General features: G+C 41.0%; 23 protein-coding genes. 22 read left to right on the top strand and 1 reads right to left on the bottom strand.

Annotated elements, in window-relative coordinates:
* Positions 1-186: 186 nt before the first annotated feature.
* The 18 genes from P5G49_RS07870 (at position 187) to P5G49_RS07785 (ending at position 20,554) form a co-directional block, all read left to right on the top strand.
* Positions 187-984, top strand: a complete 798-nt coding sequence (locus P5G49_RS07870; protein ID WP_301242946.1) for a YmfK family protein — start codon at positions 187-189, stop codon at positions 982-984.
* An 18-nt stretch (positions 985-1,002) separates the two neighbouring features.
* On the top strand, positions 1,003-1,857 hold the full coding sequence (locus P5G49_RS07865; RefSeq protein ID WP_301242945.1) for a helix-turn-helix domain-containing protein: 855 nt from the start codon (positions 1,003-1,005) through the stop codon (positions 1,855-1,857).
* A gap of 75 nt (positions 1,858-1,932) precedes the next feature.
* On the top strand, positions 1,933-2,511 hold the full coding sequence (gene pgsA / locus P5G49_RS07860; RefSeq protein WP_301242944.1) for a CDP-diacylglycerol--glycerol-3-phosphate 3-phosphatidyltransferase: 579 nt from the start codon (positions 1,933-1,935) through the stop codon (positions 2,509-2,511).
* A gap of 12 nt (positions 2,512-2,523) precedes the next feature.
* The gene (locus P5G49_RS07855) at positions 2,524-3,759 is read left to right on the top strand and encodes a competence/damage-inducible protein A (RefSeq protein WP_301242943.1); all 1,236 of its coding nucleotides are present in this window, start codon (positions 2,524-2,526) and stop codon (positions 3,757-3,759) included.
* A gap of 194 nt (positions 3,760-3,953) precedes the next feature.
* A complete protein-coding gene (recA, locus tag P5G49_RS07850; protein WP_301242942.1) occupies positions 3,954-5,021 on the top strand; it encodes a recombinase RecA in 1,068 nt (355 codons plus the stop codon).
* A gap of 235 nt (positions 5,022-5,256) precedes the next feature.
* Complete coding sequence (rny, locus tag P5G49_RS07845; protein ID WP_301242941.1) at positions 5,257-6,822, top strand: ribonuclease Y; 1,566 nt, start codon at positions 5,257-5,259, stop codon at positions 6,820-6,822.
* A gap of 78 nt (positions 6,823-6,900) precedes the next feature.
* Positions 6,901-7,698: a TIGR00282 family metallophosphoesterase gene (locus P5G49_RS07840; protein WP_301242940.1), complete on the top strand. Its 798-nt coding sequence runs from the start codon at positions 6,901-6,903 to the stop codon at positions 7,696-7,698.
* Between the two features lie 88 nt (positions 7,699-7,786).
* Positions 7,787-8,056, top strand: coding sequence for a stage V sporulation protein S (locus tag P5G49_RS07835; RefSeq protein WP_301242939.1), 270 nt, complete (start codon positions 7,787-7,789; stop codon positions 8,054-8,056).
* Positions 8,057-8,257: 201 nt separating this feature from the next.
* Positions 8,258-9,793, top strand: coding sequence for a tRNA (N6-isopentenyl adenosine(37)-C2)-methylthiotransferase MiaB (miaB, locus tag P5G49_RS07830; protein WP_301242938.1), 1,536 nt, complete (start codon positions 8,258-8,260; stop codon positions 9,791-9,793).
* Positions 9,793-10,227, top strand: a complete 435-nt coding sequence (locus tag P5G49_RS07825) for a YlbF/YmcA family competence regulator (RefSeq protein WP_301242937.1) — start codon at positions 9,793-9,795, stop codon at positions 10,225-10,227. The genes miaB and P5G49_RS07825 overlap by 1 nt, the downstream gene beginning before the upstream one ends.
* Positions 10,228-10,358: 131 nt before the next feature.
* Entirely contained in the window at positions 10,359-10,910 is a 552-nt protein-coding gene (gene cotE / locus P5G49_RS07820; RefSeq protein ID WP_301242936.1) for an outer spore coat protein CotE, read from the top strand.
* Between the two features lie 126 nt (positions 10,911-11,036).
* Positions 11,037-13,592: a DNA mismatch repair protein MutS gene (mutS, locus tag P5G49_RS07815; RefSeq protein WP_301242935.1), complete on the top strand. Its 2,556-nt coding sequence runs from the start codon at positions 11,037-11,039 to the stop codon at positions 13,590-13,592.
* 15 nt (positions 13,593-13,607) lie between these two features.
* A complete protein-coding gene (gene mutL, locus P5G49_RS07810) occupies positions 13,608-15,443 on the top strand; it encodes a DNA mismatch repair endonuclease MutL (protein WP_301242934.1) in 1,836 nt (611 codons plus the stop codon).
* Positions 15,444-15,475: 32 nt separating this feature from the next.
* On the top strand, positions 15,476-16,969 hold the full coding sequence (glpK, locus tag P5G49_RS07805; RefSeq protein WP_301242933.1) for a glycerol kinase GlpK: 1,494 nt from the start codon (positions 15,476-15,478) through the stop codon (positions 16,967-16,969).
* A gap of 20 nt (positions 16,970-16,989) precedes the next feature.
* Complete coding sequence (locus tag P5G49_RS07800; RefSeq protein WP_301242932.1) at positions 16,990-17,922, top strand: alpha/beta fold hydrolase; 933 nt, start codon at positions 16,990-16,992, stop codon at positions 17,920-17,922.
* Positions 17,906-18,856: a tRNA (adenosine(37)-N6)-dimethylallyltransferase MiaA gene (gene miaA / locus P5G49_RS07795; RefSeq protein ID WP_301242931.1), complete on the top strand. Its 951-nt coding sequence runs from the start codon at positions 17,906-17,908 to the stop codon at positions 18,854-18,856. The genes P5G49_RS07800 and miaA overlap by 17 nt, the downstream gene beginning before the upstream one ends.
* 41 nt (positions 18,857-18,897) lie before the next feature.
* A complete protein-coding gene (hfq, locus tag P5G49_RS07790) occupies positions 18,898-19,122 on the top strand; it encodes an RNA chaperone Hfq (RefSeq protein ID WP_301242930.1) in 225 nt (74 codons plus the stop codon).
* 163 nt (positions 19,123-19,285) lie between these two features.
* Positions 19,286-20,554 carry a methionine gamma-lyase family protein gene (locus P5G49_RS07785; protein WP_301242929.1) on the top strand — a complete coding sequence of 423 codons (1,269 nt, stop codon included), beginning with the start codon at positions 19,286-19,288 and terminating at the stop codon, positions 20,552-20,554.
* A gap of 50 nt (positions 20,555-20,604) precedes the next feature.
* Here the strand turns inward: P5G49_RS07785 and lexA are convergent, their stop codons facing one another.
* Positions 20,605-21,225 (bottom strand): transcriptional repressor LexA, encoded by a 621-nt coding sequence (gene lexA, locus P5G49_RS07780; protein WP_301242928.1) that lies wholly within the window; start codon positions 21,223-21,225, stop codon positions 20,605-20,607.
* 187 nt (positions 21,226-21,412) lie between these two features.
* On the opposite strand from lexA, the gene yneA reads away from it, so the two are divergent.
* From yneA to tkt, 4 genes are all read left to right on the top strand, one after another.
* Positions 21,413-21,724: a cell division suppressor protein YneA gene (yneA, locus tag P5G49_RS07775; protein WP_301242927.1), complete on the top strand. Its 312-nt coding sequence runs from the start codon at positions 21,413-21,415 to the stop codon at positions 21,722-21,724.
* A complete protein-coding gene (locus tag P5G49_RS07770) occupies positions 21,724-22,386 on the top strand; it encodes a YneB family resolvase-like protein (RefSeq protein ID WP_301242926.1) in 663 nt (220 codons plus the stop codon). Before yneA ends, P5G49_RS07770 begins: the two co-directional genes overlap by 1 nt.
* 91 nt (positions 22,387-22,477) lie before the next feature.
* Positions 22,478-22,711 carry a DUF896 domain-containing protein gene (locus P5G49_RS07765; RefSeq protein WP_301242925.1) on the top strand — a complete coding sequence of 78 codons (234 nt, stop codon included), beginning with the start codon at positions 22,478-22,480 and terminating at the stop codon, positions 22,709-22,711.
* Between the two features lie 109 nt (positions 22,712-22,820).
* On the top strand, positions 22,821-24,827 hold the full coding sequence (gene tkt / locus P5G49_RS07760) for a transketolase (RefSeq protein WP_301242924.1): 2,007 nt from the start codon (positions 22,821-22,823) through the stop codon (positions 24,825-24,827).
* The last annotated feature ends 22 nt before the right edge of the window (positions 24,828-24,849 follow it).

The raw sequence follows: 24,849 nt of genomic DNA, 5'->3' as shown, positions 1-24,849 counted from the left end.
AAAAGGGGAGATATTGTTCCCCTTTTTCTTTTTTACTTTTCATCGCCTCATTAATCCGCTATTATAGAACTAAGTTGTTAGTCGTGCGTCCTATACTCTGTATCGGTTTAGAAGGTTGCATATGATTGGTTTCTATACTGTTTGGCGTCCATGTTTTGTCAAAGGGAACGAAGGGGTGTGTGTCGAATGGGTGAATGGTATGTCGAATACGAGATACAAATAAATCGGCCGGGCTTGCTTGGGGATATCGCTTCTCTTTTGGGGATGCTACGCGTCAATATCATTACGATAAACGGAGTGGACGGCGGGCATCGTGGCATGTTAGTAAGGACGGAAAATGATGATCAAATCAAACGTTTTGAATTGATTGCATCAACTATGGAAACCATTCAAGTAAAGAAGATTCGTGAGCCGAAATTACGTGATATATTAGCGGTCAGGCATGGAAGGTATATCCAACGTGATATTGATGATCGAAAAACGTTCAGATTTCTTCGAAGTGAATTAGGTATTCTTGTTGATTTCATGGCGGAATTGTTTAAACAGGATGGTCATAAATTGATCGGAATACGTGGAATGCCGCGCGTCGGCAAGACAGAGTCTGTAGTTGCTGCAAGCGTATGTGCGAATAAGAAATGGATTTTCCTTTCTTCCACTATGATTAAACAAACTGTCAGAAGCACTCTGGCTGGAGATGAATTTTCGAAGGATAATATTTTCATCTTGGATGGCATTGTTTCACGCAAATCGGGTGATGAAAGGCATATGCAGCTTGTTCGTGAAATGATGGGCATGCCTTCTATCAAGGTTGTCGAACATCCGGACATGTTTGTTCAGCATTCCGAATACGACATGGAGGATTTTGATTATATTATCGAACTACGAACAGATATTGATCAGGAAATCACATATGAAATGATGGAAAAGAACCATATGATGTCCGATACAGGGCCGATGGGTGGATTTGGAAATTTCAACTTTTAAACAAGGAAGGTGATTAGAATGACCGGATTAGGTGATCGTCTAAAGGAAGCCAGAACTGCGAAAGGCTATTCATTGGATGATTTGCAAACCATAACAAAAATTCAGAAACGGTACCTTTCCGGTATTGAAAATGAAGATTACAGTATGATGCCTGGAGCTTTCTACGTTCGTGCTTTTATCAAACAATATTCGGAGGCAGTCGGTCTAGATGCCGATGAAATGTTGGCTTTATATAAAGAATCAGCGAATCATGATAATCTCGAAGAAGAAACTATAGCCCCTCCACTGACAAGGAGCCGAGGCTTAAAGGGCAACAGTCGTCTGAATGAAACAATACCGAAAATCATCGTGGCATTTTTCATAATTGTCATCATTGTTGTAGTTTGGGTTCTTTCACAACAAGCAGCATCGAAGCAAACAGGCATTGATGTAGAGCCTGATGATAAATTAGTGACAATGGATAACAATCAAAAACCAGGAAATACTGAAGAAGAAGTTGTTGATGATCCAATTGAGGAAGAAACGGTGGAGCCGGATCCTGAACCGGAAGTAAAGGAACAGGTACTTGCTTATGAAAGTACAGCTGGAAGAGATTCTACGTACACATTAACAGATGTGGATGAATTCAAGCTTAAAATTGATACATTCGGAGATACATGGATCGGTGTGCAGAATGAAAAGAAAGAGGAACTGACACCAATGGCCCGTGTGATGAAAAATGGGGAATCAATTGAACTTGATGTTTCAGATGTTGAATTTGTCCGGATCCGTGTTGCCGTACCCGATTATACCAATATCTATGTAAATGGGGAAAAGTTAGAGTATCATTCAAATTTATCACCACAAAATATTTACATTGAATATAAGAAATGAAAATAGTCATCTATATGGATGACTATTTTCATTCATCATACATACACGCTTATTTTGAAGGAAGGATGAGACAGTTTGAACTTACCTAATAAAATTACGGTATCCCGAATTTTTTTAATTCCGATATTCATCATTTTCATGCTCGTCGATTTTGGAATGGGAAAATTGAATATTGGTGGAACTACACTTTCGATTGAGCATTTAATAGGAGCTATCATCTTCATTATAGCCAGTTTGACGGATTGGTTCGATGGGCATCTAGCAAGAAAACATAATCTTGTGACGAATATGGGGAAATTCCTTGACCCACTTGCGGACAAGTTACTTGTTTCAGCCGCATTGGTCGTTCTTGTTGAACTTGGTTCAGCGGCCTCATGGATTGTAATCATTATTATCAGCAGGGAATTTGCTGTTACCGGTCTGCGATTAGTGTTGGCAGGAGGCGGTGAAGTGGTCGCTGCACAGCAATTAGGGAAGATTAAGACCGCTACTCAGTTAGTAGCTATAACTTTTCTTCTTATGAATAACATCTTTTTTGAATCGATAAATATCCCGTTTGGTTCAATCATGCTTTATATTGCACTATTTTTCACCATTTGGTCCGGAGCAGATTATTTTTATAAAAATCGTCGAGTCTTGCTTGACTCCATGTAAGGAGGTACCATTATGAGGGCGGAAATAATTGCGGTTGGTTCTGAACTTCTGTTGGGTCAAATCACGAACACCAATGCAACGTTCATTTCGGCCCGTCTTGCCGAAATAGGTATTGATGTGTACTATCATACTGTGGTCGGGGATAATCCCGATCGATTGAAAAAGGCTATCGGAATTGCACAGAAACGTGCAGACCTGATAGTTTTTTCAGGTGGTCTCGGCCCGACGAAGGATGATTTGACCAAAGAAACAATTGCAGTGATCTTGGAAACTTATCTAGAAAATAATGTTGATGCCTTAAATTCTATAGAAGACTATTTTTTACGAGCTAATAGGATTATGACTGAGAACAATAAAAAACAAGCGCTTATTTTAGCTGATTCTTTTGTTTTGAAAAATCATCATGGGATGGCGCCAGGTATGGCACTTGAGAAAAATGGATTACAATATATTTTATTACCTGGTCCTCCACATGAACTGGAACCTATGTTTGAGAAGGAAGCAATTCCCTATTTACTTGGGGCATTAGGCAAACAGGAAGTAATTGTTTCCCGTGTGTTGAAATTCTATGGTGTTGGGGAAGCAGAGCTTGAAGATCGTGTTCAAGGAATCTTGCTAAGGCAATCTAATCCGACTGTCGCACCCCTTTCATCTCAGGACGCAGTCATTCTACGTTTAACTGCAAAAGCAAACTCAACAGATGAAGCAGTAAAAATGATTGCTCCAGTGGAAAAAGAAATTCGCAATCTTGTTGACGAATTTATCTTCGGAACGGATGATGATACATTATCCTCGAAAGCCGCGGAACTGTTGAAAAAGAGTCAATTGACGATTGCTGCTGCTGAAAGTCTGACAGCGGGGCTATTCCTTTCAGAGTTGGCGAGTGAGCCAGGTATCAGTTCCTCCTTAAAAGGCGGAGTTGTCGTTTATAACGAGGAAGTGAAAGTGGAACAACTTGGCATTCCACAATCATTGTTAGATGAATATGGAGTTATTAGTTCGGAATGTGCTGAAGCCCTTGCCGTAAAAGTGAAACAGAAGTTCGGGTCCGATATAGGAATTGGATTAACGGGAGCTGCAGGTCCCAGTCCGCATGATGGAAAACCTGTTGGGACGGTTTGGATAGGAATTGCCCTCCAAAATGGTGAAGTAAGTACATTTAAATTGGATTTATCGGGCAATCGAAATACAAACCGTCGTCGTGCTTCCCAATATGCACTCTATTACTTAATAAAAGAATTGAAATAGAAAATGATTGAAATATGATTTTTGGGCTGATTTTCTCATTTAAAAATGATTTTCACCCCCCTTTTCTCAATTAAAAATGAGTTTTGATAAAATAAATCGAATAAGCGTTCGTTTTTTAATTGAGTATTTCTCATAAAAGGAGTATAGTAGAGATAGGAAGAAAAAGAACATTACCTATTAGGGAGGAATCATTTTTGAGCGATCGTAAAGCAGCTTTGGAGCAAGCGTTAAAACAAATCGAAAAACAATTTGGAAAAGGCTCTGTCATGAAATTAGGGGAGAAGACGGACCGTGAAATTTCCACATCTCCAACTGGTTCACTTGCACTTGATGCAGCATTAGGGGTAGGGGGTTATCCACGAGGCCGGGTTATCGAAATCTATGGACCTGAAAGCTCAGGTAAAACGACTGTAGCGCTTCATGCAATTGCAGAAGTTCAAGCATCGGGTGGACAAGCTGCCTTTATTGATGCCGAGCATGCACTGGATCCGGTATATGCACAAAAGTTGGGAGTCAATATAGATGAATTGCTCCTATCTCAACCAGACACAGGAGAACAAGCTTTGGAAATTGCCGAAGCACTTGTAAGAAGTGGGGCAGTCGATATTATTGTTGTAGACTCAGTGGCTGCATTAGTACCTAAAGCTGAAATTGAAGGGGAAATGGGTGACGCCCATGTCGGTCTTCAAGCTCGCCTAATGTCCCAAGCGCTTCGTAAACTGTCCGGTGCGATCAACAAATCGAAAACAATTGCTGTCTTCATTAACCAAATCCGCGAAAAAGTCGGAGTTATGTTTGGTAACCCTGAAGTGACTCCGGGCGGACGCGCATTGAAGTTCTATTCCTCCGTTCGACTTGAGGTTCGACGTGGGGAAGCGATCAAGCAAGGAAACGATATAATGGGGAATAAAACCCGTATCCGTGTCGTTAAAAACAAAGTGGCTCCACCGTTCCGAACTGCAGAAGTGGATATTATGTACGGAGAAGGTATATCGAGGGAAGGGGAAATTGTCGACCTCGGTGCTGAGCTTGAAATTGTCCAAAAAAGTGGTGCATGGTACTCATATGAAGGCGAGCGACTTGGACAAGGCCGTGAGAATGCCAAGCAATTCCTGAAAGAAAATCCTGATATCCGTGCTGAAATCGCGAACAAGATTCGTGGTTCATATGGAATGGCTGCTGCTAATTACGTCATTGCAGGGCATAACGAAGACGAAGATGAAGAACTTGAACTATTCCTTGAAGAAGAAAAGAAAAAATAAGACAAAAGCCGACCTATCTATTCAGATAGGCGGTTTTTCATTTTATAGGGCTAAAAGGGCTTAACGGCTCCTACGTGGCCCTCTCGTTTTATTTAGATTCCTTGACATGCGAAAATTTCATAGATACAATTAGAATTGTATAATTTCACATCAATGAAATCATTATGGCAGTATGTTGAATGTTGATATACGGGCCGACTGAAAACGAAAAGAATAGCAGGAGGAGGTGATCTGGATGCCAGAAATCATCATAAACATCATCTCCGCTTTGGTAGGTCTATTCGTCGGTGCAGTTGTTATCTATTTAGTTATCAAAAAGGTGAATGAATCAAGTGTGACTGGTGCCAAAAACTCTGCGGAGCAAATCATCGAAGATGCAAAACGTGAAGCGGAGGCTTTGAAAAAAGAGGCACTTTTGGAAGCCAAAGATGAAAATCACAAACTGAGAATTGAAGCGGAATCAGAAATCCGTGAAAGAAGAGCGGAATTGCAAAAGCAGGAAAACCGCCTTTTACAACGGGAAGAAAATCTTGACCGCAAGGATGATGCTCTCAATAAAAGAGAAGCGGGACTGGAGCGTAAAGAAGATGCGCTTTCCAGTAGACAACAGCATATTGAACAAATGGAACGCAAGGCGGAAGATCTTGTTACCGTCCAACAGACGGAACTTGAAAGAATCTCAGCACTTTCAAGGGATGAAGCGAAACGAATTATCCTTGATGATGTTGAGAAGGAACTTTCCACGGATATTGCAGTAATGACGAAAGAATCAGAGCAACGTGCCAAAGAAGAATCAGAGAAGAAGGCGCGCGAAATCCTTTCTTTAGCATTACAACGTTTCGCCGCAGATCATGTCGCTGAAACGACTGTATCTGTTGTGAACTTGCCGAACGATGAAATGAAAGGTCGCATCATCGGAAGGGAAGGCCGCAATATCAGAACTTTGGAAACATTGACTGGTATCGATCTGATCATCGATGACACACCTGAAGCAGTCATCCTTTCTGGATTCGATCCTGTCCGCCGTGAAACCGCGCGACTTGCACTTGAAAAACTTGTACAAGATGGCAGGATTCATCCAGCTCGAATTGAAGAAATGGTCGATAAGTCCAGACGGGAAGTGGATGAATTGATCCGCGAAAAAGGGGAACAAACCACTTTTGACGTCGGTGTCCATAACCTTCACCCTGACCTTATCAAAATTCTTGGACGATTGCATTTCCGTACAAGCTATGGTCAAAATGTGCTTAAGCACTCCGTCGAGGTTGCCTACCTTGCTGGGTTATTAGCTGCAGAAGTTGGTGAAGATGTTACGCTTGCAAGGCGTGCAGGACTTCTTCACGATATCGGAAAAGCAATTGACCATGAAGTTGAAGGAAGCCATGTCCAAATCGGGGTCGAGTTAGCGACAAAATACAAAGAGCATCCTGTTGTTATCAACAGTATTGCTTCCCACCATGGTGACGAAGAGGCTACTTCTGTTATTGCAGTATTGGTTGCGGCTGCTGATGCACTATCTGCTGCTAGACCGGGTGCGAGAAGTGAAACTCTCGAGAACTACATTCGTAGACTGCAAAAACTTGAAGAGATTTCGGAATCTTATGATGGTGTAGAGAAATCATTCGCAATTCAAGCAGGACGCGAAGTCCGAATTATTGTGCGTCCAGACCAAATCGATGATATTACAGCTCATCGATTAGCAAGGGATATACGTAAAAGGATTGAAGAAGAGCTCGATTATCCAGGTCATATCAAAGTGACTGTGATTCGGGAGACACGTGCTGTCGAATATGCAAAATGATCAGAAATGACTCCTGTCCATTATGGTTCAGGAGTCATTTTCTTGTCAGTGTGTAAAAAAAGAAAGAGGTATGCATTTATGAAGGTAGTATTTATAGGCGATATTGTTGGTTCAATCGGGAGAGATATGGTATTTACCTATATTTCACGCTTGAAAAGGAAGTACCAGGCGGATGTAGTCATTGCGAATGGAGAAAATGCTGCATCAGGTAGAGGAATAACTAAGGCTATTTTCGACGACCTTCTACGATCAGGGGTCGATGTGGTGACAATGGGTAACCATACATGGGACCAAAAGGAGATTTATGATTTCATAGACGATACTGATTACTTAATCCGTCCAGCAAATTTTTCCGATGAGGCGCCGGGAAAGGGTATGACAACCATTACAAAAAATGGAGTGACGCTTTCAGTTATTAATTTACACGGGCGTACGTTTTTACCACCACATTCGGACCCTTTCGAAAAAGCTGAGCAGTTAATCGAAGAGGCGGCGAAAACTTCTCCGCTGATTTTCGTTGATTTCCATGCAGAAGCGACTAGTGAAAAAATTGCATTGGGCTGGCATCTTGATGGTAAAGCTTCAGTAGTTGTAGGGACTCATACGCATGTGCAAACAGCTGATGACCGCATTCTCCCTAAGGGAACCGCCTATTTGACGGACGCAGGAATGACAGGCCCTTATGATGAAATATTGGGGATGAAAAAAGAGGATGTCATCTATCGCTTTAAAACAAATCTACCAGTTCGTTTTGAAGTTCCCAAAAAAGGTCGAGGTCAATTGAATGGTCTTTTCGTAGAAATAGATGACCAAACAGGAAAGGCCATTTCGATGCAGCGAATCATGATTAACGAGGATCATGTATTCGAATCATGAGTTGCGTCTAATCATCTCCTTCTTTTCATAAGATGACTTATGGATAAAGTACATTCCATAGACATCGTGAAAACAAGGAGGAAACATGGTGAGTCCATTGAAAGTATCATCCCGCTCTAATCCGAATTCTGTCGCAGGAGCACTTGTAGCGGTAATCAGAGATCAAGGGTATGCGGAAATGCAGGCGGTTGGTGCAGGTGCTTTGAATCAGGCTATCAAAGCAGTTGCAATAGCTCGTGGTTTTGTCGCCCCAAGCGGAAGCGACCTAGTATGCGCACCAGCATTTACTGATATTGAAATTAATGGCGAGGGACGGACAGCTTTGAAACTGCTCGTTGAAAAACGTAAACGACAATAATAGTAAAGAATGAAGACCATGGGCTCCCTTAGTCCTTGGTCTTCATTGTTTATACTTGAAAATCATATTGTCACACAGTTGCCCCAATCTGTTTTAAATCCCTAAATTATAAACCCGTTACTTCAAACTATAATGAAGTTAATGTATAATATACTCGAGTCTGTACAATTCCCACATGGTTTGAAGAAAGGGGAAATTTTTATGAATGAAGAACAACGTCTGCAATCGGGCCTTGTGAAATCGACCGCTGCTGCGGAAAAAGACTATAGTAAATATTTTGAAACTGTCTATACACCACCATCCTTGAAAAATGCAAAAAAACGCGGTAAAGAGGAAATTGCTTATCATGACGATTTCCAAATTGAAGAACGTTTTCTTGGAATGGGGAATGGACGTAAATTTTATATCCGTACATATGGTTGTCAAATGAATGAGCATGACACTGAAGTGATGGCTGGCATTTTCACTAGTTTAGGCTATGAATCGACTAATACTGTAGATGACGCAGATGTCGTATTACTTAATACTTGTGCGATTCGGGAAAATGCGGAAAACAAAGTGTTTGGTGAATTGGGTCATTTGAAGCCATTAAAACTTGAACGTCCGGATATGCTTATTGGGGTTTGCGGGTGTATGTCCCAAGAGGAATCCGTCGTCAAAAAGATTCTTCAAACGTATGATCAAGTCGATATGATTTTCGGGACTCATAACATCCATAGATTGCCGAATATCCTGCATGAAGCATATATGTCTAAAGAGATGGTTGTTGAGGTGTGGTCTAAAGAAGGAGACATTATTGAGAACCTTCCAAAAGTCCGACATGGCAATATTAAGGCTTGGGTAAACATCATGTACGGCTGTGATAAGTTCTGTACATACTGCATCGTACCTTATACAAGGGGCAAAGAACGAAGCAGGCGTCCACAAGACATCATCCAAGAGGTGAGACAGCTTGCTGCAAACGGATACAAGGAAATTATGCTTCTTGGTCAAAACGTTAATGCATACGGAAAAGACTTTGAGGATTTAGACTATCGTTTGGGAGACTTAATGGATGATCTTCGCAAGATTAATATTCCAAGAATCCGTTTTACAACAAGCCATCCCCGAGATTTCGATGATCATTTAATCGAAGTGCTTGCAAAAGGTGGTAACTTGCTTGATCATATCCATTTACCAGTCCAATCAGGGTCCAGTGATATTTTGAAAATTATGGCGCGTAAATACTCGCGGGAGCAATACCTACAACTTGTTGGGAAGATCAAAAAAGCCATTCCCAATGTAACGCTTACTACGGATATTATTGTCGGCTTCCCTAACGAAACGGACGAGCAATTTGAAGAAACACTTTCTCTATACAAAGAAGTCGGATTTGAAATGGCCTATACGTATATTTATTCACCGCGCGAAGGGACACCTGCTGCGAAAATGGTGGATAATATTTCGATGGAAGTGAAGAAAGAGAGGCTTCAACGCCTTAATAAGTTAGTGAATGAAATGTCAGCTGAAGCGATGAAGCCTTATAAAGGTACAGTGGTAAAAGTGCTTGTCGAAGGTGAAAGTAAAAGAAACCCAGAAGTTCTCGCGGGATATACCGAAAAAAATAAGCTTGTAAACTTCAGAGCACCACGATCTGTCATAGGGGAAATTGTCAATGTAAAAATAACTGAGGCCAAAACATGGTCGCTCGACGGCGAATTTATCGGCGTTGTAGAAGAGGATAAGGTGATGTCGTAATGGAAAAACTATATACAAAAGAAGAGATCATTGAAAAGGCACGTGAAATTGCGCATATGATCGCTAACACAGAGCAAGTTGAATTTTTCAAACGTGCGGAAGAACAAATCAATGAAAACCAAAAAATCCGTGAGAAAATTGCAAGCTTAAGATCATTACAGACACAAGCTGTAAATTTCCAAATGTATGAAAAAGCACGTGCACTTGAAATTATCGAAGGGAAAATCGAGAAAATTCAAGAAGAAATTGACGAAGTACCGATTGTACAGGAGTTTAAGCAATCCCAAGTTGAAGTGAATGATCTTCTACAATTGGTATCAAATACGATTTCCAACAGCGTAACGGATGAAATCCTTGAATCCACGGGGGGCGATGTCCGTGGCGGCAAAACCGGATCCTATGTTGAAAATACAAAACCAAAACCGTTGTCATAAGAAAAGCTGAATGTTTTAAAACCGATGAGGAGAAATTCCTTATCGGTTTTTTTCACTTTCTGGGCTCGTGTTGCATAGGATATGTAGAAGTCAATGAAGGAGGAAGCGAACTGAAAAACATACGGCAAATTGTGACGAAGACTGTCATCGCGAAAGGGAGAAAGCGAACGGAATCCACTGTAACACTTAGGCCACCGAATAACCCATCAAGTATTTTAGGTTGTTGGGTCATCAATCACACACATCAAGCAAAGAAAGTGGGCAAAACCATCGAAGTGACAGGTAAATTCGATGTTAACGTCTGGTATTCACATCATGACCACTCAAAGACTTCTGTCTTTTCCGAAACCGTTCCGTATAAGGACCGAATCAGGCTCCACTACCGTGACGAGCCAGTATCCGGTCAAGAAGAAATTATTGTCAACGTCGCCCAGCATCCAAATTGTACCGAAGCACTTATCTCTGAAGACGGTGAAAAGTTCCTTATAAAAGTTGAAAGGGAACTGATTGCAGAAGTCATTGGGGAAACAAAGGTGGCCATTACGATTCATCCTCATCAGTTTGAAGAGGAGTGGGCAATCTCTGATGAGTCATCCTCTCAAGACAATCATGATCACAAGCCGAATTTCAAAGCCGAAGAAAACCGTCAGGATGACAGAGGAAAAGATTCACGACCATTTTAAGCCGGAAGAAGCATCCGGCTTTTTTTGTTTTTTATTTTATGAAATTAATTGACTTTGGAGCTTTGTTACTGTGATAGGGTTAGTTTTGATATAATAGGGGAAAACGTAGATACAGTGAGGTTTAAAATGACAACATATACACCAATGATACAACAATACCTACAAGTGAAAGCTGAATATGAAGATGCCTTTCTATTTTTCCGCCTTGGAGACTTCTATGAGATGTTCTTCAACGATGCAATCGAAGCATCCAATATCTTAGAAATCACATTGACAAGCAGAGATGGTGGAAGTGCGGACAGAATACCAATGTGCGGAATACCCTATCACTCCGCAGAGGGATATATTGAAACACTTGTTCAAAAAGGCCATAAAGTTGCAATCTGCGAACAAACAGAGGATCCAAGAGTTGCAAAAGGAATTGTAAGGCGCGAAGTCGTTAAAGTGATAACTCCAGGAACTATCACTGAAGGTAAAACGATTGATGCAAATGCAAATCACTTCATCGGAGCTGCAGATCAATTAGAAGATGACCGATATGCACTTGCCTATGTCGACCTTGCCACTGGGGAAGGGAAGGTGGAATTCGTTTCAGGTGATGAAAGAACGCTCATTGCTGAAATCGAGGCGTTAGGGATGAAAGAAATCGTTGTCCGTGAACGTCTGCATATTACATTAAATGAAGGCATGGCAAAAAGGGATATCGTTCTATCAATGGAGAATGGAGAAGGAGAAAACAGCCCAATTGCCACCGAATCCGAAGTTCCAGATGAAATGAAGGAAGCTTGTGAAATCCTTATTACCTATCTAAAGCGCACACAAAAGTCCAGCCTCGACCATTTACGCCCATTCGAATACATACAAAAGACGGACAAACTTTCCATTGATGCCAATTCGATGCGGAATTTGGAGCTGATCAAGTCGATACGTAATGGAAGTAAAGAAGGTACACTTTTCTGGCTGTTAGATGAGACGGCTACAGCTATGGGAGCAAGGAAACTAAGAATATGGATCCATCAGCCTCTTGCAGACAAGACTGCAATCGAAGACAGGTTAGAGCTTGTTTCCGACTTGATAGAAGACTATTTTCTTCGAGAAGAATTAAAGATGTCCTTGAAGGAAGTATATGATCTTGAACGACTATCCGGTAGAATTTCAATGGGGAACGCAAGCGGTAGGGATCTTGCACAATTAAGGAATTCGCTCCGATGTATCCCTAATTTGAAAAATGCGCTTTTCCAATCGGGACACGAACGTCTGCAAAGCTTCTCGGAACGTCTTGATACTTGTGAAGAAGCACTAAAACTATTAGAAGCTTCAGTTGCAGAAAATCCTCCCCTTTCGGTTAAAGAAGGCGGCATCATTAAAGACGGCTTTAATGAAAGATTGGATCAGTATCGGGATGCTTCAAGAAACGGCAAGGAGTGGTTAGCGGGACTTGAACGCGATGAACGTGAACGAACGGGCATTAAATCCCTGAAAATCGGATACAATCGCATATTCGGCTATTATATTGAAATTACGAAGTCTAATATTCATCTTGCAGATTTGACAAGATATGAGCGGAAACAGACCCTCGCCAATGCGGAGCGGTATATTACTGCCGAGCTTAAAGAAAAGGAAGATCTTATATTAAATGCCGAAGCAGAAGGTCAGGATCTTGAGTATACTTTATTCTGCAATGTTCGTGATGAAATGAAGGACCATATTCGAAGGGTGCAAAGGTTGGCAAGTGTACTTTCAGAACTTGATGTACTACTATCTTTTGCAACAGTATCGGAAAAATACAGATATGTAAGACCGCAATTCCATGATGGACGTGCACTTGAAATCAAGAATGGTCGTCATCCTGTTGTTGAGAAAATGATGGATCAATCCCTCTATGTTCCAAATAGCTGTATCTTAGCTGATGATGCTAATATGTTATTAATCACCGGTCCGAACATGTCGGGGAAAAGCACATTTATGCGTCAAGTTGCTCTCACGGTCATTATGGCACAAATCGGTTGTTATGTACCATGCGAGTTCGCTAAACTCCCCGTTACTGATCAAATATTTACAAGAATAGGCGCAGCGGATGACCTTGCTTCAGGACAAAGCACGTTCATGATGGAAATGATGGAATCTAGACATGCCATTGCCAACGCAACTGAAAAAAGCCTACTTCTATTCGATGAAATCGGCAGAGGAACATCAACGTATGATGGGATGTCACTTGCCCAAGCAATGATGGAGTTCATCCATGATGAAATTGGTGCAAATACACTATTCTCTACCCATTATCATGAGCTAACGAAGCTCGATGAAGACTTGGATCGTTTAGTGAATGTCCATGTTGCAGCTATGGAAAGGGAAGGGAGAGTCGTCTTCCTTCATAAGGTAATGGCTGGAGCAGCGGACAAAAGCTACGGAATCCATGTCGCACAACTTGCCGGACTTCCTGATTCAATCGTTATCCGGGCAAAGGAGTTATTGGACAACTTCGAAAGCAAACAAACAGCAGTTAATGAGACAAGCGCAACACAACTATCATTCTTTGACATGCATGATGAATCGGATCTGATGACAGATAACGATAAAACAGTACTCGATGCATTGGAAAAAACAGACCTATTGAACCTAACTCCTATGCAAGCAATGCACCTAATCATGGACTGGCAAAAAGAACTTAAGAAAAGTTAACAAGGAGGGGATTCTATGGACATCATTTCGGTGATGGATGATTCATTATCAAATAAAATTGCAGCGGGTGAAGTCGTAGAAAGACCCGCTTCAATTGTCAAAGAACTCGTAGAGAACTCAATCGATGCAGAAAGTACATCGATTGAAATCGCATTAGAGGAAGCGGGACTTACCTCCATTCGAGTGACTGATAATGGGAAAGGGATGTCCCAACATGATGCCGTCCTCGCATTTGAACGTCACGCAACAAGCAAAATATCGAATGAACATGATCTATTTAGAATAAAGACTCTCGGCTTCCGAGGGGAAGCACTTGCTTCTATCGCCTCTGTCTCGAAGATTAGCCTATGGACATCCGACGGAGAAACGGAAGGGACAACAGTCCAAATCGATGGCGGAGTTGTTTTAGAAAAATCTGATGCTGCGTTCAGAAAAGGTACAGACATGACGATTGCTCAACTTTTTTATAACACGCCTGCAAGATTGAAATACATGAAAACGATACAGACCGAACTTGGTCATACAATTGATCTTGTAAATCGTTTAGCGCTTAGTCACCCGAATATCGCTTTTAAATTATCTCATCATAGCCAGATCATCCTTCAAACATCCGGTAACGGCGACCAAAGAAGAGTGTTAAATGATATTTATGGAATGGCGGTAGCTAAAAAAATGATACCGTTCAGTGGAGAAAATGCCGATTTCAAAGTAAAAGGGTTTATCACATTACCAGAAATGACAAGAGCCTCTAAAAATTATATGACACTCATCGTCAATGGAAGATGGGTGAGAAGCTATGCGGTAAACCAGGCTGTCCTTGATGGTTTGCATACATACTTGCCGATTGGGCGGTATCCGATTGCAGTCATCAATGTAGAAAGCGATCCATTCCTGACAGATGTAAACGTACATCCTTCTAAACAGCATATCCGTATTAGTAAAGAGGGTGAATTGCTTTCAATCATTAAATCTGCAGTTCGTGAAGCAGTAAAACAATCAATTATCGTGCCGAATGTTATTAGTAAAGAGCCTGTCACTAAAATAAATTCAGAACAAACAACAATATGGAATGATATTTCTCCAGTCAAGAAAGAACCAGTGCAAGTAGTTGAACAAAAAAAAACGATTCTTGCTGAAGAAATCAATCAGCCTCAAACCGTTTATGTTCCTCCAACACAAGTTGAAGCAATAAGCACTTCACAGTTAGAAAAGATAATGGAACCACCTCAAGAAGTTGTTTATGCTAAAGCGGAAGAGATGGAAAAAAGATTTCCGTCACTTGTCCCCGTTGGCCAAGTCCATGGAACTTATATCATCGCACAAAATGAAGATGGGTTTTACATGATTGACCAGCATGCCGCTCAAGAACGCATTAAATATGAATTCTTTAGAGATAAATTGAGTAAAGTTGAAGTAGATGAAAGGCAAATGCTGTTGATGCCACTTATCTTCCATTATTCGGGTAATGAAAAGGTGAAGCTTGAAGAAAATATGCAAGCATTGCACGATGTCGGCGTTTTCCTCGAAGAATTTGGACCGTCTTCTTACACAGTAAAAGAATATCCGGCTTGGTTTCCAGCAGGAGAAGTAACATCCCTTATCGAAGAACTGATAGAACAAGTCTTAACCACAAGGAAAACTGATATTGGAAAGCTTCGCGAAGAAACTGCGATCATGATGAGCTGTAAGAAATCAATAAAAGCAAATCATCATCTCGCATTTAATGATATGGAAAAATTGCTCCGTGATTTATCACAGGCAGAAAACCCATATACATGTCCGCATGGACGGCCGGTACTTGTTCACTTTTCAACATATGAGATAGAGAAAATGTTTAAGAGAGTAATGTAAACTTCAAAGGAAAAACGGGGAGTGGAGTAGGTATGGGGAAATTCATTTTAGCCATCGATCAGGGGACTACTAGCACAAGGGCCATTCTTTTTGATAAAAAGGGGACAGTCGTTCATATGGCACAAAGGGAGTTCGGTCAGATTTTCCCTAAGCCTGGATGGGTCGAGCATAATGCCAATGAAATTTGGGGTTCTGTCCTTTCCGTCATCGCTTCCGTTCTTACTGAAAGTGGACATCAGCCGGAAGATATTGATGGAATAGGTATTACAAATCAACGGGAAACGACAGTCGTTTGGGACAAAAACACAGGTCAACCTATCTATAATGCAATTGTTTGGCAATCGCGGCAAACTCAATCAATAGTTGATGAACTTCGGGCAAAGGGCGTTGAAGCTAGCATACGTGAAAAGACCGGCCTGCAATTGGATCCTTATTTTTCAGGGACAAAAGTGAAATGGATTTTGGACGAAATCGATGGATCAAGAGAACGAGCTGAAAAAGGTGAATTGCTTTTCGGAACGATCGATTCATTTCTAATCTGGAAGTTATCGAACGGAAAAGTCCATGTCACTGATTATTCCAATGCTTCAAGGACAATGCTCTTTAATATAAATGAACTTACTTGGGATAAAGAATTATGTGACATATTGGATATCCCAATGGATATGTTACCTGAAGTGAGAGGATCGTCTGAAATTTACGCACATACAGCCCCTTCAGTTTTCTTCGGAGCAGAGATTCCGATCGCGGGTGCAGCAGGTGATCAGCAATGTGCTTTATTCGGTCAGGCGTGCTTTCATGAGGGAATGGCAAAGAATACCTATGGGACTGGCTGTTTCATGTTATTGAATACTGGCGAGAAACCTGTTCAATCTGCTAATGGATTACTCACAACGATTGCTTGGGGATTGGATGGGAAAGTGACCTATGCGTTGGAAGGTAGCGTATTCATTGCGGGGTCTGCCATCCAATGGCTAAGGGATGGCATGCGGATGATCCAAAAAGCGGAAGACTCTGAGATGTATTCAACACGCATCGCTTCGACGGACGGTGTCTATGTTGTCCCGGCATTTGTTGGGCTTGGTACCCCATATTGGGACTCCGATGCAAGAGGAGCAGTATTCGGATTGACACGTGGTACTGAAAAGGAACATTTCATCAGGGCGACAGTCGAATCGTTAGCGTATCAGACAAAAGATGTCTTGCTAACCATGGAAAAAGATGCAGGGAGAAAGATAAATATCTTGCGGGTTGATGGCGGTGCGGTTGCGAATACATTTCTTATGCAGTTTCAAAGTGATCTATTACAAATAGAAGTTGAGCGGTCTGCATATTTAGAAACGACGGCATTAGGCGCTGCGTATCTTGCAGGGCTCGCTACAGGCTTTTTTGATTCAAAAGAGACTGTTGAGGCGTTATGGACAAAGGAAAGGACCTATACGCCTCAAATGGAACATGCTGAGCGTGATTTACTATATAACGGTTGGAAAAAAGCTGTTGAGGCGGCAAGAATTTTCAAGCTTTGAATAGGAGGAGGATAAGCTCAGTGGAAAAAAATGAAATTCAATTGGAAATGAGCGATGGGTTTAAAATCCAAACAGTCTATGCAAAACCATCAATTCAACCTACAGCCCATATCCATCTTCTTCATGGGATGGCGGAGCACATTGGTAGATATAATGATTTCATCAGTTTCCTTGTTGAGAATGGATTTGCCGTTTCAGGACATGATCATCGTGGCCATGGCCAAACTGCATTACTAAATGGGAACTTGGGCTCGTTTGGTGATTCCGTCGGCTTTGACCGCATAGTTGAAGATGCACGCGAAGTTTCAAGTTTTTACAAGAAAAAATTTCAAGCACCACGCTTCATACTATTCGGCCATAGTATGGGTTCCTTTATTGCAAGAAGATATTCACAGATGTTTGGAAACGAACTCGATTTATTGATATGTTCTGGTACTGCAAGGGATTCAGGAGTAAGTCGTTTAGCTGGACAAGCTCTTGCCAAATTGAAAGGTCAAGTTACTGATTTTGAAACACCGGATTACTTTATCAATAAATTAGTATTTGGTTCGTTTAAAAGATCAGTTCCATCCCCTAAGACACCTTTCGATTGGCTGTCGACCAAAAGTGAAACTGTAGAAAATTATATCAATGATCCTCTTTGTGGCTTTGTGCCATCGACCGGTTTTTTCCTTGAACTATTTAATGGAATTTCAAAAATCCACAAACGGGAAGAAATTCGTAAAACCCCTACTCAATTGCCAATTTTACTGCTTTCAGGAGTGGAAGATCCTGTTGGCGAGAAGGGAAGAGGTGTTTGGAAGGTCGCACATCAACTTGGCAATGAAGGCCTAAAAGATATCACTGTCATGTTATATGAAGGTGGACGTCATGAAATGTTACAAGAAGTAAATTGTGAAGAAGTTTATGATTATATAAAAGGCTGGATCGATAAATATGAAAAAAGCAACTAGTGTTATAGCAATAGTCGGTCCAACGGCATCAGGCAAAACTGCATTAAGTATTGAGCTTGCAAAAATGTTGGACGGAGAAGTAATTAATGGGGATGCCATGCAAGTCTATAAAGGTTTGGATATCGGAACAGCAAAAATAAAAAAAGATGAAATGGATGGGATTCCCCATCATTTATTTGATGTGAAAAGTCCATTTGAGTCGTTTTCTGTTGCCGAGTACCAATCCGCAGTTAGAAAATGTATCGATGAAATTATGAGTAGGGGAAAGCAACCAATCATCGTGGGAGGGACAGGGCTTTATATACAGTCTGTCCTCTTCGATTACAGATTTACGGATGAGGCGGCGGATGAAACCGTTAGACTTACTCTTGAGGCGGAACTAGCAACCGAAGGCGGTCCAGAACGCTTATATAATCGTTTGCTTAAGTTAGACCCTTTTAGTGCGGAAAAAATCCATCCTAATAACCACAGAAGACTCGTTCGTGCACTTGAAATTATCGAAGTAACAGGAAAAACAAAAAATGAGCATGAACAAGGAAAGGGCCAGGTCCCCGTATACTCCCATTTAATTATTGGAATGGATATGGATCGAGAAATTCTCTATGAAAGGATCAATCGAAGGGTAGACCAAATGATGAAGGAAGGTTTGCTTAAAGAAGCAAGTGATTTATGGGATCAAGGTATCCGTAATGTCCAATCTGTCCAAGCAATCGGTTATAAAGAAATTCATCAGTATTTAGAGGGAAAAGTATCGCTTGAGGATACTGTCGTTCTAATAAAACAGAATACACGTCACTATGCTAAACGGCAAATGACCTATTTTAGAAATAAAATGGAGATTTTTTGGTTTGATGCCCTTTTGGATAAGAAAAAAATTATTGAGGGAATTTTATTAGTTTTGAAGGATTTCGATCAAACCAAATCGAATAAGTAAAAGAGCAAGAGAAATATAGAAGTAACTGGAGGCTGGGGTGTATGTCACAAGGTAATATGCAGGAAGTATTTTTGAATTCTTTAAGGAAAAACAATACATTTGTCACTGTTTTTCTATTGAACGGTTTTCAATTAAAAGGCCTTGTCAAATCATATGATAATTACACCGTTCTACTTGAATCAGACGGCAAGCAACAATTGATTTACAAACATGCAATTTCAACGTATGTTCCTGCAAAACCAGTTCATCTAAAGGACGAGGAGTAATCAATAAGACCCGATCAAGGAATAGAGCAAATTTCTCTGTTCCTTGTCGGGTCTTTCCTTTTATTTTTTTGGGCCAAGTATCCATAGTAAATGTTTCTGATTGACCTATCCTGACAGACTGATAATATAATGAGGTGACTATTTGTAGGAAAGAGGATAAAAAATGAAGATTCATGAATTTACGACTGAAATTGAGTCAAGGGCTGAAGAGCTGGAAGAAAAGTTAGCCCCCTACTATAAAAAAGTTGAAAAGATCGCTTTCTTCAACCAAAGGAAAGTGCTTGCAGCTTTTCGAAAGAACATGGTAAGTGATTTCCATTTATCCGGTTCTACTGGCTATGGCTACGATGATAGTGGTAGAGACGTACTTGAACAAGTATATGCAGATGTCTTTGGAGCAGAGTCATGCTTAGTACGCAATCAAATCATTTCAGGAACACATGCAATATCGCTCAGCTTATTCGGCGTCCTAAGACCAGGGGATGAGCTCCTTTATATAACAGGAAAACCATATGACACTCTCGATTCAATCGTTTCTGGTAATGGAGAGGATACAGGTTCTCTAAATGATTTCGGGATATCATACAAGCATATTGATTTGAATGACGATGGATCTGTCGATTTTGAAGAGGTTAAAAAGAACATTAATGGCAAAACAAGAATGGTCGGTATTCAACGTTCAAAAGGTTATTCCGACCGACCTTCGTTTAACATAAGTGAAATTTCTGAAATGGTTAGATTTATAAAGTCAATCGATTCCAATATTGTCGTTTTTGTGGATAATTGTTATGGTGAATTCGTGGAAACGGCAGAGCCGATTGAGGTAGGCGCTGACTTGATGGCTGGCTCACTTATTAAAAATCCAGGTGGGGGACTTGCGAGAACTGGCGGTTATATTGCAGGACGTGAAGATCTTGTGAAAAAATGTGCATACCGTATGACTTCACCGGGTATAGGGGCTGAAGCTGGTGCGTCGTTAGACACATTGTTAGAAATGTACCAAGGATTCTTCCTTGCCCCGCATGTTGTCAGCCAAGCTGTAAAAGGAGCACTTTTTACTGCGGGCTTTCTTGAAAGTTTTGGATTCGACACAACTCCGCATTTTACGAGTAAGCGAACAGATTTAATCCAATCCGTTAATTTTAGCAATGCAAATCAGATGATTGCGTTCTGCAGGACCATACAAGAAAATTCTCCAATTAATGCCCATTACGCGCCTGAGCCATCCTATATGCCTGGCTACACAGACGATGTAATCATGGCTGCAGGGACATTCATACAAGGATCGAGTATTGAACTAACAGCTGATGGCCCAATCCGTCCTCCTTATACCGCATATGTTCAAGGCGGATTGACGTATGAACATGTCAAGGCGGCTGTTATGTCTTCGGTTGAGAAATTATTTGAAGATAATTTGATGGAAAGAAAATAAAAGAGGGAGTCCCTGTCAAGTTTATCAGACTGGGACACCCTCTTTTTCTATTAATGTATTTGTCTGTATACACCTACGACTTTACCAAGAATGGAAACATTATTGACGATGATAGGTTCCATCGATTCGTTTTCGGGCTGTAAACGGAAATAATCCTTTTCTTTAAAGAATCTTTTAACAGTTGCCTCATCTTCTTCCGTCATAGCTACAACGATTTCACCATTCTCAGCAGTTTGCTGTTGCTTGACAACAACATAGTCTCCATTTAGAATCCCGGCATCAATCATACTGTTTCCGACAATTTCTAACATGAAAAGTTTTTCGCCTGAAGTACCGTACGAATCTGGCAATGGAAAATACTCTTCAATATTCTCAATAGCAGTTATAGGAAGACCGGCGGTAACCTTACCTACGAGAGGAACATGAACTACACCGGACTTCATAGCCTCTAATCCTTCAGGATCTAAAACCTCGATTGCCCGTGGTTTAGTAGGGTCTCGTCGTATGAAACCCTTGCTTTCAAGACGTGCTAAGTGTCCGTGAACAGTGGAACTGGATGCTAATCCCACGGCTTCCCCGATCTCCCTTACGGAAGGTGGATAACCTTTGATTTTGACCTCTTCTTTAATGAATGATAGGATATCCTGCTGTCGTTTTGAAATTTTCTTCATATTTCCACCCCTTAAGTAAATAAATAGTTTGGATTTAAGCGAATAAGTGTTTCTTGTTCCTTGAGATTAGTATAACAGGTGTTCGGATTGTTGGCAAACAAAGGTTCGAATTTTTGTTGACATCTAAAAAGTCTTATCCTATAATGGGAACAAGCATTCCGAACATATATTCCTGGAGGTATAAATCATGACTTTATTTCAAAAATACGGCTATATTCTATTAATAGTATTTCTTTGCACAGCTTTCACCATCGCAGGAGTGTTAAAAGAGTCAAGAAAAAATACATTTGTAGAGATAACGGTAACTGATGGTGATACACTATGGGGATTGGCACAAGACTTTTCGGAAAACAAACGGACTAATAAATGGATTGATGAAGTAATGGTGCTAAATAATTTGCAGACGCCAATGATAAAAACCGGTGAAAAACTCAAATTGCCGGTATCCGCGCCTATAACCATCAACGATAGGCTTGTAGAAATGGCAGGGGAAAAATAATGGCAGATGAAAATGAGACGTGTGTTATCTATTGCAGGGTCAGTACTGATAAGGAGACACAGGAAACCTCCTTATCAAGGCAAGAGGAAGAATTAAAGAAACTGTCAAAGAGCCTTGGATTGGAAACACTACGTGTTTTTAAAGAAAAGCATAGTGGCTATGACATGGATCGTGAAGAGCTGCTTAATTTATTGGATTTTGTAAGAGATGAAAAAGTGGATGCTGTCCTTATTCAGGATGAAACGAGACTGGGTAGAGGTAACGCAAGAGTTGCAATTCTTCATTTATTGGCAAAAACAAATACGACGATTATTACGAATCACGATAATGGGGCATTTAAATTGAACGAAATGGACACAATGCTTCTTGAGATTCTGGCAATTGTCGAAGAATATCAACGAAAATTACATAATGCCAAAATCAGGCGCGGAATGAAAAGGGCAGTACGGGAAGGTTATAGACCAGAAAAAAATCTGAAGAATAAAGGAAACTTGGAAGGACGGGAAAGAATAGACGTCCCGCTTGAGGAAATCATCTCGCTACGAACAAAAGGTCTTACATTTGAAGAGATTGCGAGTGTATTAAGAGGGCTTGGCCACGATATAAGCAAAGCAACTGTACATCGAAGATATAAAGAATATGAAATGAAGCAGGAAGGCTGAATGGTTGCACTTCCTGCTTTTTTTGTATACCTTCAAAGTATAGAAAATACTTGGTACTTTAATTCAAGTACTTAATTATTGGAGGAATTTCATGTTAACACCAGATAAAATCAAGCGGATCAATGAGTTATCAAAAAAATCGAAGACTATAGGCTTGTCGATAGAAGAGGCAAAAGAACAGACTCAATTACGGAAGGAGTACTTGGAATCTTTCCGTTCATCCATGCGTGACACAATCGAACATGTAAAGGTGATCGACCCTGAAGGAAATGATGTAACTCCTAAAAAAGTGAAAGATGCACGAACAAATAAGTATTTGAACTGAATATGTATATAAGAAGTCATTTGCACGCATTGTAATTCATGCCTAATTTGACTACACTATAGAAGGTAATATTGATGATTAGAGATAGTGCGGGAAAGGATGTCTAATAATGACCGAGAAGATTGACCAGTTAGCAATTAATACGATTAGAACATTGTCCATCGATGCAATTGAGAAAGCGAATTCCGGCCACCCAGGATTGCCAATGGGTGCAGCTCCGATGGCTTATACACTTTGGACGAAGCATTTGCATCATAATCCTTCAAATCCAGATTGGTTCAACAGAGACCGCTTCGTTCTTTCAGCAGGACATGGGTCGATGCTGTTATATAGTTTGCTTCATCTAAGTGGCTATGACTTGCCAATGGACGAATTGAAGAATTTTAGACAATGGGGTTCCAAAACACCTGGACATCCTGAATATGGCCATACAGTTGGCGTAGAAGCAACAACAGGACCACTTGGACAAGGGATTGGTATGGCTGTCGGAATGGCAATGGCTGAAAAACATTTGGCGGCTGTTTATAACCGACCTAAGTTTGACATTGTCGATCACTATACATTTGCACTTTGCGGTGATGGGGATCTCATGGAAGGTGTTGCAGCTGAGGCTATTTCTTTGGCGGGCCATCTTGAGTTAGATAAATTGATTGTTCTATACGACAGCAATGATATTTCCTTGGATGGTGATCTTGATAAGTCATTCTCTGAAAACATCCGAAAACGATTCGAATCTTACGGATGGAATTATATCCGTGTAGAAGATGGAAATAATATCGGACTCATTTCAAAAGCAATTGAAGAGGCTAAGGGCAATAGTGGTGGTCCTACAATGATTGAGGTCAAAACCGTCATTGGATATGGCTCTCCTAATAAATCCGGTAAGGCAGATGTTCACGGTGCACCTCTTGGTGAAGATGAAATGAAGCTTACAAAAGAATATTATAAATGGACTTTCGAAGAGGACTTCCATGTGCCTGAAGGAGTCTATGAAGCATTTAAAGAAGCAACAGATGAATTAGGTGTCAAGAAAGAGGAGCAATGGAATGAGTTGTTCACTCAATATGAAAGCTCACATGCAGATCTTGCCCAACAATTTAAAGTGGCGATTGAAGGAAAGATGCCTGAGGGGCTGAAAGAAGTAATGCCGAAATATGAAGCGGGTTCATCACATGCTACACGATCTGCTTCTGGAGACGCAATCAATGCAATCGCTAATGCTGTACCTTCATTCTTCGGAGGAAGTGCTGACCTGGCGGGGTCAAACAAGACTACAATTAAAGGAGCAGGTGATTTCCTTCCTGGGGACTTCTCAGGACGAAATATCTGGTTCGGCGTCCGTGAGTTTGCAATGGGAACGGCATTGAACGGAATGGCACTCCACGGTGGAGTGAATGTGTTCGGCGGTACATTCTTTGTGTTCAGTGATTACGTTCGCCCTGCAATCAGATTGTCGGCTCTCATGGGCGTGCCTGTGACATACGTCTTTACACACGATAGCGTTGCTGTTGGGGAAGACGGTCCGACACATGAACCAGTCGAACATCTTGCATCATTGCGTGCTATGCCTAACTTGACTGTCATTCGACCTGCTGATGGCAATGAGACATCAGCGGCATGGCATATTGCAGTAACGTCTAAAAACAAACCTACAGTTTTAGTCCTTTCTCGTCAAAACTTGGATGTGCTGGAAAACTCCGGAGAACTTGCTTTTGACGGAGTTAAACGTGGCGCCTATACAGTTTCTCCTGCCGAAAAGGACTTGGCGGATGGTATCTTGATTGCAACTGGATCTGAAGTTAACCTGGCTGTTTCAGCACAAAGAAAACTTCGCGAAGAAGGAATCGATGTGGCAGTAGTTTCTATGCCTTCATGGGACCTTTTTGAAGAACAAGACGAAGCCTATAAGGAAAGTGTCTTGCCGAAGGCAGTTAAGAAACGACTATCCATCGAAATGGGTGTTTCCCTCGGCTGGCATAAATATGTTGGGGACGAAGGTGCGAGCCTTTCGATTGATATGTTTGGAGCTAGTGCGCCAGGTGAAAAAGTCATCGCAGAATATGGCTTCACTGAAGAAAATGTTGTTAAAAAAATGAAAGATATTTTAACAAAATAAGAAATTCGATTTAACGCTTCGG

This window comes from Sporosarcina highlanderae (assembly GCF_030433715.1).
In the GTDB taxonomy this organism is placed as follows: Bacteria; Bacillota; Bacilli; order Bacillales_A; family Planococcaceae; genus Sporosarcina; species Sporosarcina highlanderae.
This window is presented reverse-complemented; position numbering and strand designations above follow the sequence as displayed.

What these genes read in the sequence shown, in the direction of transcription:
- lexA (WP_301242928.1), bottom strand. Translation starts at nt 21,225, where the DNA reads ATGAAGAAAATTTCAAAACGACAGCAGGATATCCTATCATTCATTAAA.
- mutL (WP_301242934.1), top strand. Translation starts at nt 13,608, where the DNA reads ATGGACATCATTTCGGTGATGGATGATTCATTATCAAATAAAATTGCA.
- miaA (WP_301242931.1), top strand. Translation starts at nt 17,906, where the DNA reads ATGAAAAAAGCAACTAGTGTTATAGCAATAGTCGGTCCAACGGCATCA.
- P5G49_RS07785 (WP_301242929.1), top strand. Translation starts at nt 19,286, where the DNA reads ATGAAGATTCATGAATTTACGACTGAAATTGAGTCAAGGGCTGAAGAG.
- hfq (WP_301242930.1), top strand. Translation starts at nt 18,898, where the DNA reads ATGTCACAAGGTAATATGCAGGAAGTATTTTTGAATTCTTTAAGGAAA.
- P5G49_RS07770 (WP_301242926.1), top strand. Translation starts at nt 21,724, where the DNA reads ATGGCAGATGAAAATGAGACGTGTGTTATCTATTGCAGGGTCAGTACT.
- P5G49_RS07765 (WP_301242925.1), top strand. Translation starts at nt 22,478, where the DNA reads ATGTTAACACCAGATAAAATCAAGCGGATCAATGAGTTATCAAAAAAA.
- tkt (WP_301242924.1), top strand. Translation starts at nt 22,821, where the DNA reads ATGACCGAGAAGATTGACCAGTTAGCAATTAATACGATTAGAACATTG.
- yneA (WP_301242927.1), top strand. Translation starts at nt 21,413, where the DNA reads ATGACTTTATTTCAAAAATACGGCTATATTCTATTAATAGTATTTCTT.
- mutS (WP_301242935.1), top strand. Translation starts at nt 11,037, where the DNA reads ATGACAACATATACACCAATGATACAACAATACCTACAAGTGAAAGCT.
- rny (WP_301242941.1), top strand. Translation starts at nt 5,257, where the DNA reads ATGCCAGAAATCATCATAAACATCATCTCCGCTTTGGTAGGTCTATTC.
- P5G49_RS07840 (WP_301242940.1), top strand. Translation starts at nt 6,901, where the DNA reads ATGAAGGTAGTATTTATAGGCGATATTGTTGGTTCAATCGGGAGAGAT.
- P5G49_RS07855 (WP_301242943.1), top strand. Translation starts at nt 2,524, where the DNA reads ATGAGGGCGGAAATAATTGCGGTTGGTTCTGAACTTCTGTTGGGTCAA.
- P5G49_RS07870 (WP_301242946.1), top strand. Translation starts at nt 187, where the DNA reads ATGGGTGAATGGTATGTCGAATACGAGATACAAATAAATCGGCCGGGC.
- miaB (WP_301242938.1), top strand. Translation starts at nt 8,258, where the DNA reads ATGAATGAAGAACAACGTCTGCAATCGGGCCTTGTGAAATCGACCGCT.
- P5G49_RS07825 (WP_301242937.1), top strand. Translation starts at nt 9,793, where the DNA reads ATGGAAAAACTATATACAAAAGAAGAGATCATTGAAAAGGCACGTGAA.
- glpK (WP_301242933.1), top strand. Translation starts at nt 15,476, where the DNA reads ATGGGGAAATTCATTTTAGCCATCGATCAGGGGACTACTAGCACAAGG.
- P5G49_RS07865 (WP_301242945.1), top strand. Translation starts at nt 1,003, where the DNA reads ATGACCGGATTAGGTGATCGTCTAAAGGAAGCCAGAACTGCGAAAGGC.